Genomic DNA, 14,462 nt, shown 5'->3' with positions numbered 1-14,462 from the left:
CATGTCCACGCTCGCCCGCCAACCCGTCGACGGTACCGAACGCAAGGCCGGCCGCCTGCTCGCCATCGGCATGCTCGCAGCGCTGCTCGCCTCCACGTGCTGCGTGCTGCCGCTCGCGCTCGTGCTCATCGGCGTGACGGGCGCGTGGATGGTCAACCTGCAAGCGCTGAAACCCGTGACGCCATATGCCATCGCCCTGACCGTGGGTGCGCTGGCGTGGGCCGGCTGGCTCGTGTTCCGCCCGGCGCGCGCGTGCGACCTGGAGAGCGGCGACTGCGCCACCACGCGGCCGCTGATGCGCCGCGTATTCATCGCCTGCGCGCTGTTCGTCGCGCTGTTGCTGGGCTTTCCGCTGATCGCCCCGCTGTTTTACTGAGGATAGCCATCATGAACTTCACCCGATCCCTCGCCATCGCCGCCCTCTTCATCGCGGCGCCGGCCTTCGCCAAGCAGCAGACCGTGTCGCTGAACGTGCCGACCATGGACTGCGCCACCTGCCCCATCACCATCAAGACGGCGCTGTCGAAAGTGCCGGGCGTGTCGAAGGTGAAGGTCAGCTACGAGAAGCGCGAAGCCGTCATCGTCTACGACGACGCCCAGGCCACCGTCGCCGACCTGAAAAAGGCGACGGAAGACGTGGGCTATCCGGCGATGCTCAAGACGTCGAAGTGACCTTGCGGGGTGCGGTGAGGAAGACCAGGAACACCGCCCCGATCAATCCCATCCCCACGGCGCACGCGGCCTGCCAGCCGCCGTGCGCATAACTCCACGCCCCCAGCGCCGAACCGGTCGCGCCGCCCAGGAAGAACGTCGCCATGTACAGGCCGTTCACGCGCCCGCGCACTTCCGCGCCCAGCGCATAGATCGCGCGCTGCCCCAGCACGAGGTTGCCCGACACGGCGAAGTCCAGCGCGATGGCCGTCGCCACGAGGATGCCGACGCCGAACCGGCCGCCGTCCGCCAGGCCCAGCGTGGGAACGAACGACAGCAGGCCGAGCAGCATGCAGAACACCGTCGCGGGGCGCGTCCAGCCGCGGTCCGCCACGCGGCCGGAGAGCGGCGCCGCGATCGTGCCCGCGACGCCGGCCAGCGCGAACCACGCGATATCGCGCTGGTTCATGCCGTACGCCGGGCTCGCGAGCAGCAACGGCACCACGGTCCAGAACACGCTGAACGCGCCGAACATGCCGGCCTGGTAGATGGCGCGGCGGCGCAGCACGGGCAGGTCGCGCACGAGCCCCGCCATCGAAGCGAGCAAAGCGCCATAGCCGAGCGTGGCATGCGGACGGCGCGCCGGCAGCAGCACGCGCAGCACGATCCCGAGCACCACCATCAGCACGGCCGACAGCGCGTACACGCCCTGCCACGACCACGCGTGCGTGATGAAGCTGGCGACCGGACGGGCCAGCATGATCCCGAACATCAGGCCGCTGACGATATTGCCGACGACTCTACCGCGCACGTGTTCGGCCGCCATATGCGACGCGTACGGCACCAGCACCTGCACGGATACGGCGCTGAAGCCGATCACGAGCGAGCACGCGAGGAACGCGGGCACCGGGTGGCCGAGCGCCGGCGCGATGGGCGCCGCGACGAGCGCCGCCACCAGCAGGGCCACGAGGGCCAGCACGAGCTTGCGGTTTTCGAGCAGGTCGCCGAGCGGCACGACGAGCAGCAGGCCGGCGCAATAGCCGAGCTGCGTCAGCGTGACGAGCAGGCCCGCCGCGCCGGCCGGCAGGCCGATCGCCGCGCGGATCGGGCCGACGAGCGGCTGGACGTAATACAGATTCGCGACGATCAGGCCGCAGGCGGTGGCGATCAGCAGCATCAGCCACGTGGGCATGTCGGGATGGTTTGCGCTGACTTTGCCAGCACTATCATGCCGCGGACGGTCGAGCACCTCGGTGGGCAAAGGCGATGGGGACAACATGCGCTCCGGGTAAAGCGGCAAGTGTAACGCGTGCCTGCGATCCTTGCCGGACGCGTCCTAGATTGGCGTGCGCTCCCACAGGACGTCGAGCGGCCCGTCCACGTGGCCCACGGCGATGCGCGGATAGCGTTTCAGGCGCGGGCGCGACGGCAGCCACACCTCGTCCAGCGCCCAGTCGGCGGCGGCCGGGTCGCAATCCGCCGCGCCGATCAATTCCACGGCGTGGTCGCCGGCCGTCACGGGATGCACGTTGAAGCACAGCGCGCGCACGCCCGCGCGCCAGCTGCCGGCCGGCTCGCCGATCGCGCCCAGCAGCCAACGCCGAAAGGAGTCCTCGAAGCGCGCATCCTCGCAACGGGCATCGGGCGCGGGCTGCGGCATGCCGGCGCCGCCCGCGGCGTCAAGGTTGATCCAGCCAGTCATATTGCCAGCTCCACGGCATGTCGTCGGGACCGAGCGCCTGCCGGCCCAGTTCCGGGAACAGGCGCTCCGCCCGCACGTCGTTCGACAGCATCACCACGCAGCGCTGGCCCGTCTCCAGGCACAGCACGAACTCCGCCGTCGATTCGTCGTGGCCGCCGTCGAACCAGCCGGGGCCCGAGCGGTCCTCGAACGTGACGACACCGAGGCCCGCCGCCAGCTTCTGCGGCCACGCGGTCTCGGCGCCGTCGAACGCGGGGTAGCGACGGCGCGATGCGATCGGCAGCCAGCCCGTCGAGAACGCGGCGCGCGTGTCGGGCCGCAAGCCGTCGCCGCGCATGATGCCGGCCCACAGCCTGGCCTGGTCCGCGATCGTCGTCTCCATCGAGCCCGCGGCGCGCACGCGGTAGCGGCGCTCGTGCGGCTGCAAGGTGCCGTCGAAGGCGTAGCCATCCGCCGCGTTTTCCGAATACTCCGCGCGCCAGTACATGCTCGTGCGGCGCATGCCGAAGCGGTCGAACACGCGCCGGCGCATTTCCTGCGCCACGTCCAGGCCGAGACCTTGCTCGACGATCAGCTGCAGGATCGCATAGCCTTCGCTCGAATACGCATAGCGCTCGCCGGGATCGGTGTGGATGCGCAGCCGGCCGCCCGGCTCCATCCAGCGGTAGTCGGCGAGCCCGCCGCCGTGCGCGAGCAGCATGCGCGGCGTGATCGTCTGCCAGCGCGCGTCGCCGGCGAGGTCGGAAAAATCGTAGGGCCGCACGCGGTACGTGGGCAACGGATGCGGCAGCAGCTTCGTGACGGTCGCGTCGAGGTCGATCCGGCCCTCGTCGGCCAGCTGCAGCAGCATGTACGCGAAGGCCGCCTTCGTGAGGGTGCCGCCCGCCATGATGGTGTCCGGCGTCAGCGGCTGGCCGAGGGACGCGTTGCGCGTGCCCATCGCCTTCACGTTCACGACCTGCCCGTTCTCGATCGTCGCGAAGGCCAGGCCCTGCACCTGCTCGCGCCGCATCGCGCGCTGGATTTCCGGATCGGACAGCGATTGCATGGGGCGTAGCGGACGCGCGCAGCCCGCCACCAACATCGCCGCCACACCCACCGTCAACCACGTCCCGAACCGCATGCGCTCTCCCCAGACCCGCCGGATGCCGCACCGCGCGGCATCCAAGCCCGACATGATGCCATGAGAGCGCTAACTTCGTCATGACGATTCGTCAACGTGCACGCTTGTAGACGCGCACGTAGTCGACCAGCATCTGCTGGGGGAACGCGGTCGTCGCATCCGGATTGCCGGGCCAGGCCCCGCCGACGGCCTGGTTCAGGATCACGAAGAACGGGTGTTCGAACACCCAGTCGCCCGTGACGGTATCGGGCCGCGCCGTGTGGTACAGGATGCCGTCGCGGTACCAGCGGATCTCGCGCGGTTCCCATTCGACAGCGTAGACGTGGTAGTCGTCCGCATAGGTGCCCTGGTCGAGCCGCTGCGGCTTGCCGATGGCATTGGCGCCGCTGTAGCCGGGGCCGTGCAGGGTGCCGTGCACGAGGTCCGGCTCGCGGCCGATGTTTTCCATGATGTCGATCTCGCCGCAGCGGGGCCAGCCGGCCTGGCCGATGTCGGCCCCGAGCATCCAGAACGCGGGCCAGATGCCCTGCCCGCGCGGTACCCTGATGCGCGCCTCGTAGCGCCCGAAGGTGCGCTCGACCCTGCCCGCCGTCTTGATGCGCGCGGAGGTGTAGTGGCGTCCGCCGTGGTCTTCCTTGCGGGCTTCGATGACGAGACTGCCGCCGTCGACGCGAACATTGTCGGGCCGGTCCGTATAGAACTGCAGCTCATGGTTGCCCCAGCCGTTGCCGCCCGTCTCCGGGACCCATTTGGTCCGGTCGAGCGTGCGGCCGTCGAATTCGTCGTGCCAGTCCAGCACCCAGCCGGGCGGCTGCGTGAGCGTTGATTGCGCATGGGCCGCAGTCCCCAGCGACAGGAAAACGGCAAGCACGGCGGCAGCGCGAAACGTGGGCATGCGAACTCCTCGTGGAAACGTTCCCAGACACTTTCGAATATAGCACCGCGAATTTTTCGATGTCAAACGAGCCCTGTATTTTCAGTGTGCCGTTTCGGCCACGCACTACTGAATATTCCGTTGACAATTATTTTTTCTGAACATAAGATTCGACCGGCATATGGAAACGTTTCCAGACATTGGAAACGATGTTGAAGCGGTGAAGAGAGATAAAAACAGAGGAGACCCAATGCATTACCCCAAGGCAAACCAAAAACTGATGAGCCTGGCTGTGGCGAGCGCCTGCGCCGCCCTGATCCCGGCTTACGCCCAGACGACCGCCACCGAAGACAGCCGCGGCGGCGACATCCCGACCACGTCGATCCAGCAGGTCACCGTCACGGGCCTGCGCCAGTCGCTGGCCTCGTCGCTGAACCTGAAGCGCCAGTCCGACGGGATCGTCGACGGCATCGTGGCCGAGGATATCGGCAAATTCCCCGACACGAACCTGGCCGAATCGCTGCAGCGCATCTCGGGCGTGTCGATCGACCGCGTGAACGGCGAAGGCCAGAAGATCACCGTGCGCGGCGTGGGTCCCGACTTCAACATGGTGCTGCTGAACGGCCGCCAGATGCCGACGTCGAACCTGGGCGACCTGAATGGCCGCTCGTTCGATTTCTCGAACCTGGCGTCGGAAGCGATCTCGCAGCTGCAGGTCTACAAGACGAGCCGCGCCGAGACGCCGACCGGCGGCATCGGCGCCACCGTCAACGTGATCACGGCGCGTCCGCTCGACAAACTGGGCACGTATTCGAGCATCGGCATCAAGGCCGTGCACGACACGTCGAACAACAACCTGCCGGGCGACGTCAAGGCCAGCACCTCCACCACGCCGGAATTCTCGGGCATCTATTCGACGACGTCGAAGGATGGCCACTGGGGCCTGGGCGTCTCGGCCAGCTACCAGGAACGCAACCTGGGCTTCAACCAGGCGTCCGTGTCGAGCGGCTGGAAGGGTCCGTTCCGCGGCGACGAGAACAATTGGGGCACGATCCCGCAGCCGGGTACCGCCGGCTCGGAAAACATCACGAACCGTCCGAAGCCCGGCGACATCTACCAGGTGCCGCAGAACCTGAACTACAGCATGACGGGCGTGAAGCGCCAGCGCACCAACGGCCAGTTGACCCTGCAGTGGCAGCCGGTCAAGGAGCTGACGACGACCCTCGACTACACGTACTCGGAAAACAAGCTGCAGACGAAGCGCAACGACGTCTCCGCCTGGTTCAACTTCGGCGCGTCGGCATCGTCGTGGACCAATGGCCCGATCGCCGCGCCGCTCGTCTACACGGAATTCATCCCGGCCGGGAATAGCGACATCGCAATGGGCGGCGCCGACTTCGCGACGAAAACGCAGAACAAGTCGCTCGGCTTCAATACCCAGTGGCGCGCCAGCAAGGATCTCAAACTCGAGTTCGACGCGCACCGTTCGACCGCGGAATCGAAGGCGGACAGCCCGTTCGGCTCGAACAATACGCTGGGCACCGCGAGCTTCTCGCGCGGCGACACGACGGCCGACTTCTCGCAGGAGTTCCCCGTCCTGTCGATCAAGGGCGCCAACTTCACGGGCGCACCGCAGCAGGTCACCGGCTCCGTCTTCCAGAACGGCTACATGAAGGGCGAGGTCGACCAGCTCCAGTTCAAGGGCCGCCTGCGCATGCTTGAAGCGTCGAACCTGAACTTCGGCATCGGCACCATCGAGGTCAAGAACCGCTCCGCGTTCTCCACGCAGCAGCGCGACTCGTGGACCGGCGCGACGAAGCCGTCGGACTACCCGAGCAGCCTGTGGCACGCCGACACGATCCGCCAGTACTTCGACCAGCTGGCCGGCAGCCAGAACCCGAACCTGTTCAACACCTTCTACACCTTCAACTTCGCGCAGGTGCGCGACGTGGTGTCGAAGGCATCCGGCCTGCCCGCGCTGTACCTGCCGAAGAACACGTACGACACGGACCAGCGCACCGGTGAAAAATCGAAGAGCCTCTACCTGCAGTTCAACACGGACTGGGATACGGCGCTGCCGATGCACACCGCGATCGGCGTGCGCTACGAAAAGACGGACGTCGTCTCCACCGCGCTCGTGCCGGCGGCCACCGCCATCACGATGGTCTCCGCCAACGAATTCCCGGTCACGTTCGGCGCCCCGACGTTCACGACCTTGACCGGCAAGTACCACCACCTGCTGCCGTCGGTCGACTGGGACATGGACCTGCGCGACGACATGAAGGTGCGCGCGAGCTATGGCGAGACCATCGGCCGTCCGCGCTACGACCAGATCGCCGGCGGCCAGATCCTGAATACGCTGGCGCGCGTGGACGGCGGCACGGGCTCGCAGGGCAATCCGGCGCTGAAGCCCGTGAAGTCGAAGAACTTCGACCTGTCGTGGGAGTGGTACTACGGGAAGGACAGCTTCTTCTCCGTGAACGCGTTCTATAAAGACCTGGAGAACTACGCCGGCCAGTCGAAGATCGACGCCACGCCGTTCAACCTGCACACGCCGGTGGGCGGCGCGCTGTGGAACGAAGCGTCGGCCGCCGGCTGCGGCACGGACCCGGCCTGCATCCGCAACTACATCTTCAAGAATCACCCGACCGCCGCGGGCGTGACGGTGACGGGCGTGGACAGCAGCGGCAACCCGACCGGCAACATCGTCGGCCAACCGGGCGATCCGGTGGCGCACTTCCAGATCACGACGTTCTCGAACCAGAAGAAGGCGAGCCTGAACGGCCTGGAACTCAATCTCCAGCACATGTTCGGCAACACCGGCTTCGGCATCTCGGCGAACTACACGTACGTGCACTCCGGACTGCGGTACGATAACGGCAGCGTGGGCGAACAGTTCGCACTGGTCGGCCTGTCGAACTCCGCCAACCTGGTCGGCATCTACGAGAACGACAAGTGGAACGTGCGCGCGGCCTACAACTGGCGCGGCGAGTTCCTGTCGTCGACGTTCGACGGCGCGGGCCCGAACCCGAACTACGTGGAGCCGTACGGCCAGCTCGACCTGTCGGTCGGCTACAACGTCACGCCGAAGCTGGTCGTGCAGGCGGAAGCCATCAACCTGACGAACGAAACGAGCCGCGTCCACGGCCGGACCACGCAGCAGGCCCTGTACGTGACGCAGACCGGGCCGCGTTACATGCTGGGGGCACGCTACAAGTTCTAAGTTATACGTCGTTCCCGCCTGCGCGGGAACGACGGCAATATTGCGGATGTGTAGCCTGCCGTAATCGGTTTCAGCAGTTAAAAAGTTGTTCTAAAGCCAGCATTTTCAGGTAGACTCATGCGGCCCACCGGAAAAAGGAAGCTGTGATGAGTAAACCCATCGAACACGTCGTCGTGGTCGGCGGCGGCTCCGCGGGCTGGCTGACGGCCGGCGTCCTCGCGGCCGAACACCCGCGCCTGACCGTCACGCTCGTCGAATCGCCGGGCGTGCCGCCCATCGGCGTCGGCGAAGGCACGTGGCCGTCCATGCGCGAGACGCTGCAGCGCATCGGCGTCTCCGAAGCCGCGTTCTTCCGCGAATGCGACGCCGCGTTCAAGCAGGGCTCGCGCTTCGACCGCTGGGTCGACGGGAGCGACGGCGACGTCTATTTCCACCCCTTTTCCCTGCCCCAGGGCTATGGCGAGGCGAACCTCGTCGCCGCCTGGCAGCGCGCGCACCGCGGCGTCCCGTTCGCGGACCTCGTCAGCTACCAGCCGCATCTGTGCGTGCAGGGCCGCGCGCCGAAGCAGCCGCAGACGCCGGAATTCGCCGGCGTCGCCAACTACGGTTATCACCTCGACGCCGGCAAATTCGGCGTCTTCCTGCAGAAGCACTGCGTCGGCAAGCTGCGCGTGCGCCACGTGCTGGCCCACGTCGTCGACATCCTGTCCGCGGACGACGGCGACATCGCCGCGCTGCGCACGCGCGAGGCGGGCCTGATCGAAGGCGATCTGTTCGTCGACTGCACGGGCATGGCCTCGCTGCTGCTGGGCCGCCACTACGGCGTGCCGCTCGTGTCGCAGCGCGACGTGTTGTTCAACGACCGCGCCCTCGCCGTGCAGGCGCCCTATCCAACGGAAGACACGCCCATCGCGTCGCAGACGACATCCACCGCCCAGCCGCACGGCTGGACCTGGGACATCGGCCTGCCCGCGCGGCGCGGCATCGGCTACGTGTATTCCAGCGCGCACGTCGACGACGACGCGGCGGAGGCGACGCTGCGCACCTATCTGGCTTCCACGGGCATCGTCGGCGCGGTCCCGCAACCGCGAAAAATCGCGTTCGACCCCGGCTACCGCGCCCGCTTCTGGGAACGCAACGTGGTCGCGATCGGCCTGTCCGCCGGGTTCATCGAGCCGCTGGAAGCGTCCGCGCTCGCGCTCGTGGAACTGTCCGCGGCCTGGCTGGCGGACGACATGCCCGCCACGCGTGCACAGATGGATACGATCGCCGCGCGCTTCAACGAAGCGTTCACGTACCGGTGGGAGCGCATCATCGACTTCCTGAAGCTGCACTACGTACTGTCGAAGCGCACGGATACCGCCTACTGGCTCGATCACCGCGCGCCCGGCACGCAGTCGCCGCGCCTGCGCGAACTGCTCGCGCTGTGGCGCACGCGCGCGCCGTCGCGGCGCGACTTCCCGCGCATCGAAGAAATCTTCCCGTCCGCGAGCTGGCAGTACGTCCTGTACGGGATGGGCTTCCGGCCCGAACTGACCGAGCGCGCCTCCGACCTGCCGGAGGCCGCCTCCCAGTACTTCCGCGAGGCCGCGCGGCTCACCACCCGGATGCTGCCGCAGCTGCCCGCGAACCGCGAGATGCTCCACCACATCCGCCAGTACGGCATGCCGCCGGGCTAGCGGAGACACCACCAAAATACCAATAACGAGAGAGACTACTACCGATGGCCAACCATGCACCCCTGAACAACGTCGACCACAAGAACCTGCGCGTGGTCACTACCCGCGGCGCGGCGTACGGCGACGCCGTGATGTCGGCGCTGACCTTCCCCGCCGAATTCCGCGACCTGCAAGCCTGCTACCCGATCGTCTTCGCGCAGGACGGCAACGGCGGCTACGACGCGCTCGCCCTGCTCGGCTTCGAACCGGGCGAAAACCTGTTCCTCGGCCCGAACGGCTGGGACGCGCCGACCATCCCGCTGACGATCGAACGCCAGCCGTTCGTGATCGGCCGCAGCGGCGAGGAACTGTCCGTCCACGTCGACCTGGACAGCCCGCGCGTGCGCGATGGCGGCATCGAGGGCGAGGCGCTGTTCCTGACCTACGGCGGCACGAGCGAATACCTGGAACGCATCAGCTCCGTGCTGCGCACCATCCACGAAGGCCTCGCCGCATCGCGCGCGTTCGTCGCCGCGCTCGTCGAGCTGGAACTGATCGAATCGTTCGTGCTGGACGTGGAACTGGACGACGGCTCGCAGAACCGCCTGGCCGGCTTCTACACGATCAACGAAGACCGCCTCGCGAAGCTGACGGGCGAGCAGCTCGCGCGCCTGCACGACAACGGCTATCTGCAGGCCATCTACATGGCGGTGGCGTCGCTGGCGCAGTTCCGCGACCTGATCCAACGGAAGAACCGCGCCAATGACATCCGTTAAGCACGTCCGGGAAGTCTCGTTCGGCGACAACAAGCTGCCGGACGAGATGCTGCGCGCAACGCGGCCCTACATCGTACGCGGCCTCGCGGCCGACTGGCCCCTCGTGCAAAGGGGACGCGCATCCGCCGAAAGCGCCGACGCCTACCTGCGCCGGTTTTATCGTGACGCGACCGTCAACGCCATGCTCGGCCCCCCGCAGATCGGCGGCCGCTTCTTCTACAACGACACGATCACGGGCTTCAACTTCCACAACGTGCGCGGGCGACTCGACCAGGTGCTGGACGAACTGGCCGAACACCGCAAGCGGCCGGATCCCGGGGCGATCTACGTGGGCTCGACGTCGATCGACGGCGCCCTGCCCGGCCTGCGCGCCGAGAACGACCTGGACCTCGGCGACCGCAATCCGCTGGCCAGCATCTGGATCGGCAACCGCACCGTCGTCGCCACGCACTACGACCTGCCCGACAATATGGCGGTCGTCGCGGTCGGCGAGCGGCGCTTCACGCTGTTCCCGCCGGACCAGCTGAAGAACCTGTACGTCGGCCCGCTCGACTTCAATCCGGCCGGCCAGGCGATCAGCCTCGTCGACGTGCGCAACCCCGACTTCGAGCGCTTCCCGCGCTACGCCGAGGCGCTGCAGCATGCGGAAGTGGCCGAGATGGGGCCGGGCGACGCGCTGTTCATCCCGTCGATGTGGTGGCACCACGTGGAAGCGCTGTCCGCGTTCAACGTGCTCGTGAACTACTGGTGGCGCCAGTCCCCGGACTACATGGACACGCCGACGAACGCGTTGATGCTGGCGATCCTGACGATGCGCGACCTGCCGCCCGAGCAGCGGCACGCGTGGCAGGAAATCTTCCGCCACTACATCTTCGAGCGGGACCCCGCAAACCTCGCGCACATTCCCGAGAATGCGCGCTATGCACTGTCGCCTCTCGACGAGGACGGTGCCCGCGTCCTGCGCGGCCAGCTGCTGCGCCGCATAAACAGATAAGACTAAAGAAGACAACGCGTACAAGCCAGGAGTAGAGACATGGAGAACAATAACCAACAAGGGCGCGGCCGCCCGATCCGGCGCGTCGTCATCGCCGGCGGCGGCACCGCCGGCTGGATGGCCGCGGCGGCGCTGGCGCGCACCCTCGGCAAGGTCATCGACATCAAGCTCGTCGAGTCGGACGACATCGGGACCGTCGGCGTCGGCGAGGCGACGATCCCGAGCCTCGTCCACTTCCACCGCCTGCTCGACATCGGCGAACAGGAATTCATGGCCGCGACGCAGGCCACGTTCAAGCTGGGCATCAGCTTCGAAAGCTGGCGCGCGCGCGGCGAAGACTATATCCACTCGTTCGGCATGACGGGCACGGACCACTGGACGGCCGGCTTCCAGCACTTCTGGCTGAAGGGCCGCGACCGCGGCCTCGCCGGCGACTACGGCGACTACTGCCTGGAACTTGTCGCGTCACAGGAAAAGCGCTTCGGCCACCTGCCGAACCAGGGCATCAACTATGCCTACCACCTGGACGCGACGCGCTACGCCCGCTACCTGCGCCGCTTTTCCGAACACTTCGGCGCCGAGCGCATCGAAGCGAAGATCGCCAGCGTCGACACCGACCCGGCCACAGGTCACATCACCGCGCTCGTACTGGATTCGGGCACACGCGTCGAGGGCGACCTGTTTATCGACTGCACTGGCTTCAGCTCGCTGCTGCTGGGCCAGACGATGGGCGCCGAGTACGAAGACTGGTCGCAATGGCTGTTCAACGACTGCGCGATCGCCGTACAGACGGAATCGACCGGCCCGGCCGTGCCGCTGACGCGCTCGATGGCGCACGACTGGGGCTGGCAATGGCGCATCCCGCTGCAGCACCGCACGGGCAACGGCGTCGTGTTCTCCAGCCGCTACACGGACGAAGCCACGGCACGCGCCACGCTGCTCGGCAACATCGAGGGGAAGGTCCTCACGGAGCCGCGCGTGATCCGCTTCACGCCGGGCCAGCGCAAGAAGGTCTGGATCGGCAACTGCATCGGCCTGGGCCTCGCGAGCGGCTTCCTGGAACCGATCGAATCGACGAGCATCCACCTGATCCAGCGCGGCATCGTGCGCCTGCTGCAGACGTTCCCGACTTACGGCATCCAGCAGGCGGACGTCGACGAATTCAACCTGCAGACCGAGGAAGACATCCGCACGATCCGCGACTTCATCATCCTGCACTACAAGGTCACGAACCGGCGCGACACGCCGTACTGGCACGACGCGGCGACGATGGTGGTGCCGGACAGCCTGCAGCACCGCATCGACCTGTTCCGCGACGGCGCCCGCGTCTTCCGCGAAGGGAACGAACTCTTTGCGGAAAACTCGTGGGTGCAGGTGATGCTGGGCCAGGGCCTCACGCCCGAACGCTGGCACCCGAGCGCGGACCTGATGGGCGACGACGAGCTGCGCGGCTTCCTGGACGGCATCAGGAACGGCGTGCGCCGCACGGCGTCGCAACTGCCGCCGCACCAGCAATACGTGGAGCGCTACTGCCCGGCGGGCAAGCCGTGACTGCGGCGGCCGGCGGCTTCGCCGACACCAGGCGGCACTACCCCGTCCTCGACGGCCTGCGCGGCGTCGCGGCGCTGACGGTCGTCGCGTTCCACCTGTGCGAGGCGCATGCCGTCAACCGCTTCGCGCAGGTGATCAACCACGGCTACCTGGCCGTCGACTTCTTCTTCCTGCTGTCCGGCTTCGTGATCGGCTATGCGTACGACGACCGCTGGCGGCGCATGTCGCTGGGCGAGTTCTTCCAGCGCCGGCTGATCCGCCTGCATCCGATGATCGTCGTCGCGATGGTGATCGGCGCGCTGATGTTCTATTTCCAGGCCGGGCCGCTGTTCCCGATGATCGCGGACACACCGCTGTGGCGCGTGCTGCTGATCATGGTGATCGGCATGACCCTGCTGCCGGTGCCACCCAGCATGGACCTGCGTGGCTGGGCCGAAATGCATCCCCTGAACGGCCCGGCATGGTCGCTGTTCTTCGAATACGTGGCGAACGTGCTGTACGCGCTGGTGCTGCGGCGGCTGCCGAACCGGATCCTCGGCGTGCTCGCGCTGCTGGCCGGCGTGGGGCTTGTTGACTACCTGCTGGCGGGGCCGAACGGCGACGTGATCGGCGGCTGGTCGCTGGACCCCGTCCAGTTCCAGCTCGGGTTCACGCGCCTGGCCTACCCGTTCCTCGCGGGACTGCTGCTGTCGCGCGTCGTGCGTCCGGGCCGCGTCGCGTACGCGTTCCCGGTCAGCGCCGCGATCCTGTTCGCGACGATGGCGTTGCCGCGCATCGGCGGCCCGGACACCTTGTGGATGAACGGGCTGTACGAATCCCTGTGCATCGTCGCCGTGTTCCCGTTCGTCATCTGGCTCGGCGCCAGTGCGCAGGGAAGCGCCCGTACGGCCCGCGTGTGCGCCGCGCTGGGCGGGCTGTCGTATCCGCTCTACATCGTCCACTATCCGTTCGTCTACACGTACACCGCGTGGACCAACGCGAACCACGTGTCGCTGCGGGACGGCGTGCCCGTCGCCGCGGCCACCTTCGCCGTCTGCGTCGCGCTGGCGTGGCTGCTGCTGAAGTACTACGACGAACCCGTGCGCGCCTGGCTCACGCGGCGCTGGATGGACCGCAAGCCGGCGGTCGCCGCGCCGGTCGCGAACGGCTGATCAGCCCTGGCCGAGGTGCTCGTACAGGATCAGCGATCCGATCGCGATCAGTACGAGTCCGCCCACGAATTCGGCGCGCTTGCCCACCAGCTTGCCGAGGCCGCGTCCCACCATCACGCCGATCGTCACCATGATGAACGTCGACAGGCCGATCGCGCCGGCCGTCGTGACGATGTTCGCGTCGATGAACGCGAGGCCCACGCCGACGGCCATCGCGTCGATGCTCGTCGCAAAGCCTGCCACAGCCAGCAGCCAGAAGGAGTGGCTCGTCGGCTTGTCGTCCTCGGCTTCGTCCGCACCCGACAGGCCTTCGCGCATCATGCGCAGGCCCAGCACGCCCAGCAGGGTGAACGCGATCCAGTGGTCCCACGCCTGGACGTACGGCGCGGCCCAATGGCCCAGCGCCCAGCCGATGACGGGTGTGAGGCCTTCGATCACGCCGAAGATGGCGCCCGTGCGCAGGGCTTCGCGGAGATGGGGACGTTGCAGCGCGGCGCCCTTGCCGACGGCGACGGCGAATGCGTCGGTGGACATGGCGAGGGCGAGGGCTGCGGTGGCGAGGAGATTCATTGTGGTTCCAGTCGGGCAAACGCGAAGGCATGCCGGCGCGGCCCGATGAACGCGCAGGCATACCAAAGGTCTTGCCAACCGAAACGGCTGCCCGTACCACGTCAGCCAGGGCTGTCGAGTATGTTGATACGGGAACTTCCGCAGGGCGGAAGCAGGCTACTCCCCAATGGGATGCCGGCATTTTACTGC

General features: G+C 67.2%; 13 protein-coding genes. 8 read left to right on the top strand and 5 right to left on the bottom strand.

The window, feature by feature from the left end:
* Nucleotide 1 precedes the first annotated feature (1 nt).
* Together ACEN9G_RS28220 and merP are read left to right on the top strand one after the other, a co-directional pair.
* The gene (locus tag ACEN9G_RS28220) at nucleotides 2–376 is read left to right on the top strand and encodes a mercuric transporter MerT family protein (RefSeq protein ID WP_413343553.1); all 375 of its coding nucleotides are present in this window, start codon (nucleotides 2–4) and stop codon (nucleotides 374–376) included.
* Nucleotides 377–387: 11 nt separating this feature from the next.
* On the top strand, nucleotides 388–672 hold the full coding sequence (gene merP, locus ACEN9G_RS28215) for a mercury resistance system periplasmic binding protein MerP (protein ID WP_413343551.1): 285 nt from the start codon (nucleotides 388–390) through the stop codon (nucleotides 670–672).
* Here merP and ACEN9G_RS28210 read toward each other — a convergent pair.
* From ACEN9G_RS28210 to ACEN9G_RS28195, 4 genes are all read right to left on the bottom strand, one after another.
* A complete protein-coding gene (locus ACEN9G_RS28210) occupies nucleotides 656–1,843 on the bottom strand; it encodes an MFS transporter (RefSeq protein WP_483127349.1) in 1,188 nt (395 codons plus the stop codon). The genes merP and ACEN9G_RS28210 overlap by 17 nt on opposite strands.
* A gap of 144 nt (nucleotides 1,844–1,987) precedes the next feature.
* Complete coding sequence (locus tag ACEN9G_RS28205) at nucleotides 1,988–2,353, bottom strand: hypothetical protein (RefSeq protein ID WP_483127348.1); 366 nt, start codon at nucleotides 2,351–2,353, stop codon at nucleotides 1,988–1,990.
* Nucleotides 2,331–3,476, bottom strand: a complete 1,146-nt coding sequence (locus tag ACEN9G_RS28200) for a serine hydrolase domain-containing protein (RefSeq protein ID WP_483127347.1) — start codon at nucleotides 3,474–3,476, stop codon at nucleotides 2,331–2,333. Before ACEN9G_RS28200 ends, ACEN9G_RS28205 begins: the two co-directional genes overlap by 23 nt.
* A gap of 91 nt (nucleotides 3,477–3,567) precedes the next feature.
* Nucleotides 3,568–4,371 (bottom strand): glycoside hydrolase family 16 protein, encoded by an 804-nt coding sequence (locus tag ACEN9G_RS28195; RefSeq protein ID WP_413339816.1) that lies wholly within the window; start codon nucleotides 4,369–4,371, stop codon nucleotides 3,568–3,570.
* A 259-nt stretch (nucleotides 4,372–4,630) separates the two neighbouring features.
* Between ACEN9G_RS28195 and ACEN9G_RS28190 the strand changes: the two genes are divergently transcribed.
* The 6 genes from ACEN9G_RS28190 (at nucleotide 4,631) to ACEN9G_RS28165 (ending at nucleotide 13,703) form a co-directional block, all read left to right on the top strand.
* Entirely contained in the window at nucleotides 4,631–7,573 is a 2,943-nt protein-coding gene (locus ACEN9G_RS28190; RefSeq protein WP_483127346.1) for a TonB-dependent receptor, read from the top strand.
* 146 nt (nucleotides 7,574–7,719) lie between these two features.
* Entirely contained in the window at nucleotides 7,720–9,252 is a 1,533-nt protein-coding gene (locus ACEN9G_RS28185) for a tryptophan halogenase family protein (RefSeq protein ID WP_413339819.1), read from the top strand.
* A 44-nt stretch (nucleotides 9,253–9,296) separates the two neighbouring features.
* A complete protein-coding gene (locus tag ACEN9G_RS28180; RefSeq protein WP_413339820.1) occupies nucleotides 9,297–10,007 on the top strand; it encodes a SapC family protein in 711 nt (236 codons plus the stop codon).
* The gene (locus ACEN9G_RS28175) at nucleotides 9,994–11,001 is read left to right on the top strand and encodes a cupin-like domain-containing protein (protein ID WP_413339822.1); all 1,008 of its coding nucleotides are present in this window, start codon (nucleotides 9,994–9,996) and stop codon (nucleotides 10,999–11,001) included. Before ACEN9G_RS28180 ends, ACEN9G_RS28175 begins: the two co-directional genes overlap by 14 nt.
* Nucleotides 11,002–11,040: 39 nt before the next feature.
* On the top strand, nucleotides 11,041–12,552 hold the full coding sequence (locus tag ACEN9G_RS28170) for a tryptophan halogenase family protein (protein ID WP_483127345.1): 1,512 nt from the start codon (nucleotides 11,041–11,043) through the stop codon (nucleotides 12,550–12,552).
* Entirely contained in the window at nucleotides 12,549–13,703 is a 1,155-nt protein-coding gene (locus ACEN9G_RS28165) for an acyltransferase family protein (protein ID WP_413339826.1), read from the top strand. Before ACEN9G_RS28170 ends, ACEN9G_RS28165 begins: the two co-directional genes overlap by 4 nt.
* On the opposite strand, the gene mntP is transcribed toward ACEN9G_RS28165, so the two are convergent.
* Nucleotides 13,704–14,273 carry a manganese efflux pump MntP gene (mntP, locus tag ACEN9G_RS28160; RefSeq protein ID WP_413339827.1) on the bottom strand — a complete coding sequence of 190 codons (570 nt, stop codon included), beginning with the start codon at nucleotides 14,271–14,273 and terminating at the stop codon, nucleotides 13,704–13,706.
* Between the last annotated feature and the right edge of the window lie 189 nt (nucleotides 14,274–14,462).

This window comes from Massilia sp. Masssp94 (genome assembly GCF_059491305.1).
The sequence above is the reverse complement of the archived record's forward strand: the minus strand, read 5'-3'. Positions and strand labels throughout refer to the sequence as shown.

Bases quoted from the DNA above. Each gene is read 5' to 3' on its own strand.
- ACEN9G_RS28220 (WP_413343553.1), top strand. From the start codon at position 2: ATGTCCACGCTCGCCCGCCAACCCGTCGACGGTACCGAACGCAAGGCC.
- merP (WP_413343551.1), top strand. From the start codon at position 388: ATGAACTTCACCCGATCCCTCGCCATCGCCGCCCTCTTCATCGCGGCG.
- ACEN9G_RS28210 (WP_483127349.1), bottom strand. From the start codon at position 1,843: ATGCCCACGTGGCTGATGCTGCTGATCGCCACCGCCTGCGGCCTGATC.
- ACEN9G_RS28205 (WP_483127348.1), bottom strand. From the start codon at position 2,353: ATGACTGGCTGGATCAACCTTGACGCCGCGGGCGGCGCCGGCATGCCG.
- ACEN9G_RS28200 (WP_483127347.1), bottom strand. From the start codon at position 3,476: ATGCGGTTCGGGACGTGGTTGACGGTGGGTGTGGCGGCGATGTTGGTG.
- ACEN9G_RS28195 (WP_413339816.1), bottom strand. From the start codon at position 4,371: ATGCCCACGTTTCGCGCTGCCGCCGTGCTTGCCGTTTTCCTGTCGCTG.
- ACEN9G_RS28190 (WP_483127346.1), top strand. From the start codon at position 4,631: ATGAGCCTGGCTGTGGCGAGCGCCTGCGCCGCCCTGATCCCGGCTTAC.
- ACEN9G_RS28185 (WP_413339819.1), top strand. From the start codon at position 7,720: ATGAGTAAACCCATCGAACACGTCGTCGTGGTCGGCGGCGGCTCCGCG.
- ACEN9G_RS28180 (WP_413339820.1), top strand. From the start codon at position 9,297: ATGGCCAACCATGCACCCCTGAACAACGTCGACCACAAGAACCTGCGC.
- ACEN9G_RS28175 (WP_413339822.1), top strand. From the start codon at position 9,994: ATGACATCCGTTAAGCACGTCCGGGAAGTCTCGTTCGGCGACAACAAG.
- ACEN9G_RS28170 (WP_483127345.1), top strand. From the start codon at position 11,041: ATGGAGAACAATAACCAACAAGGGCGCGGCCGCCCGATCCGGCGCGTC.
- mntP (WP_413339827.1), bottom strand. From the start codon at position 14,273: ATGAATCTCCTCGCCACCGCAGCCCTCGCCCTCGCCATGTCCACCGAC.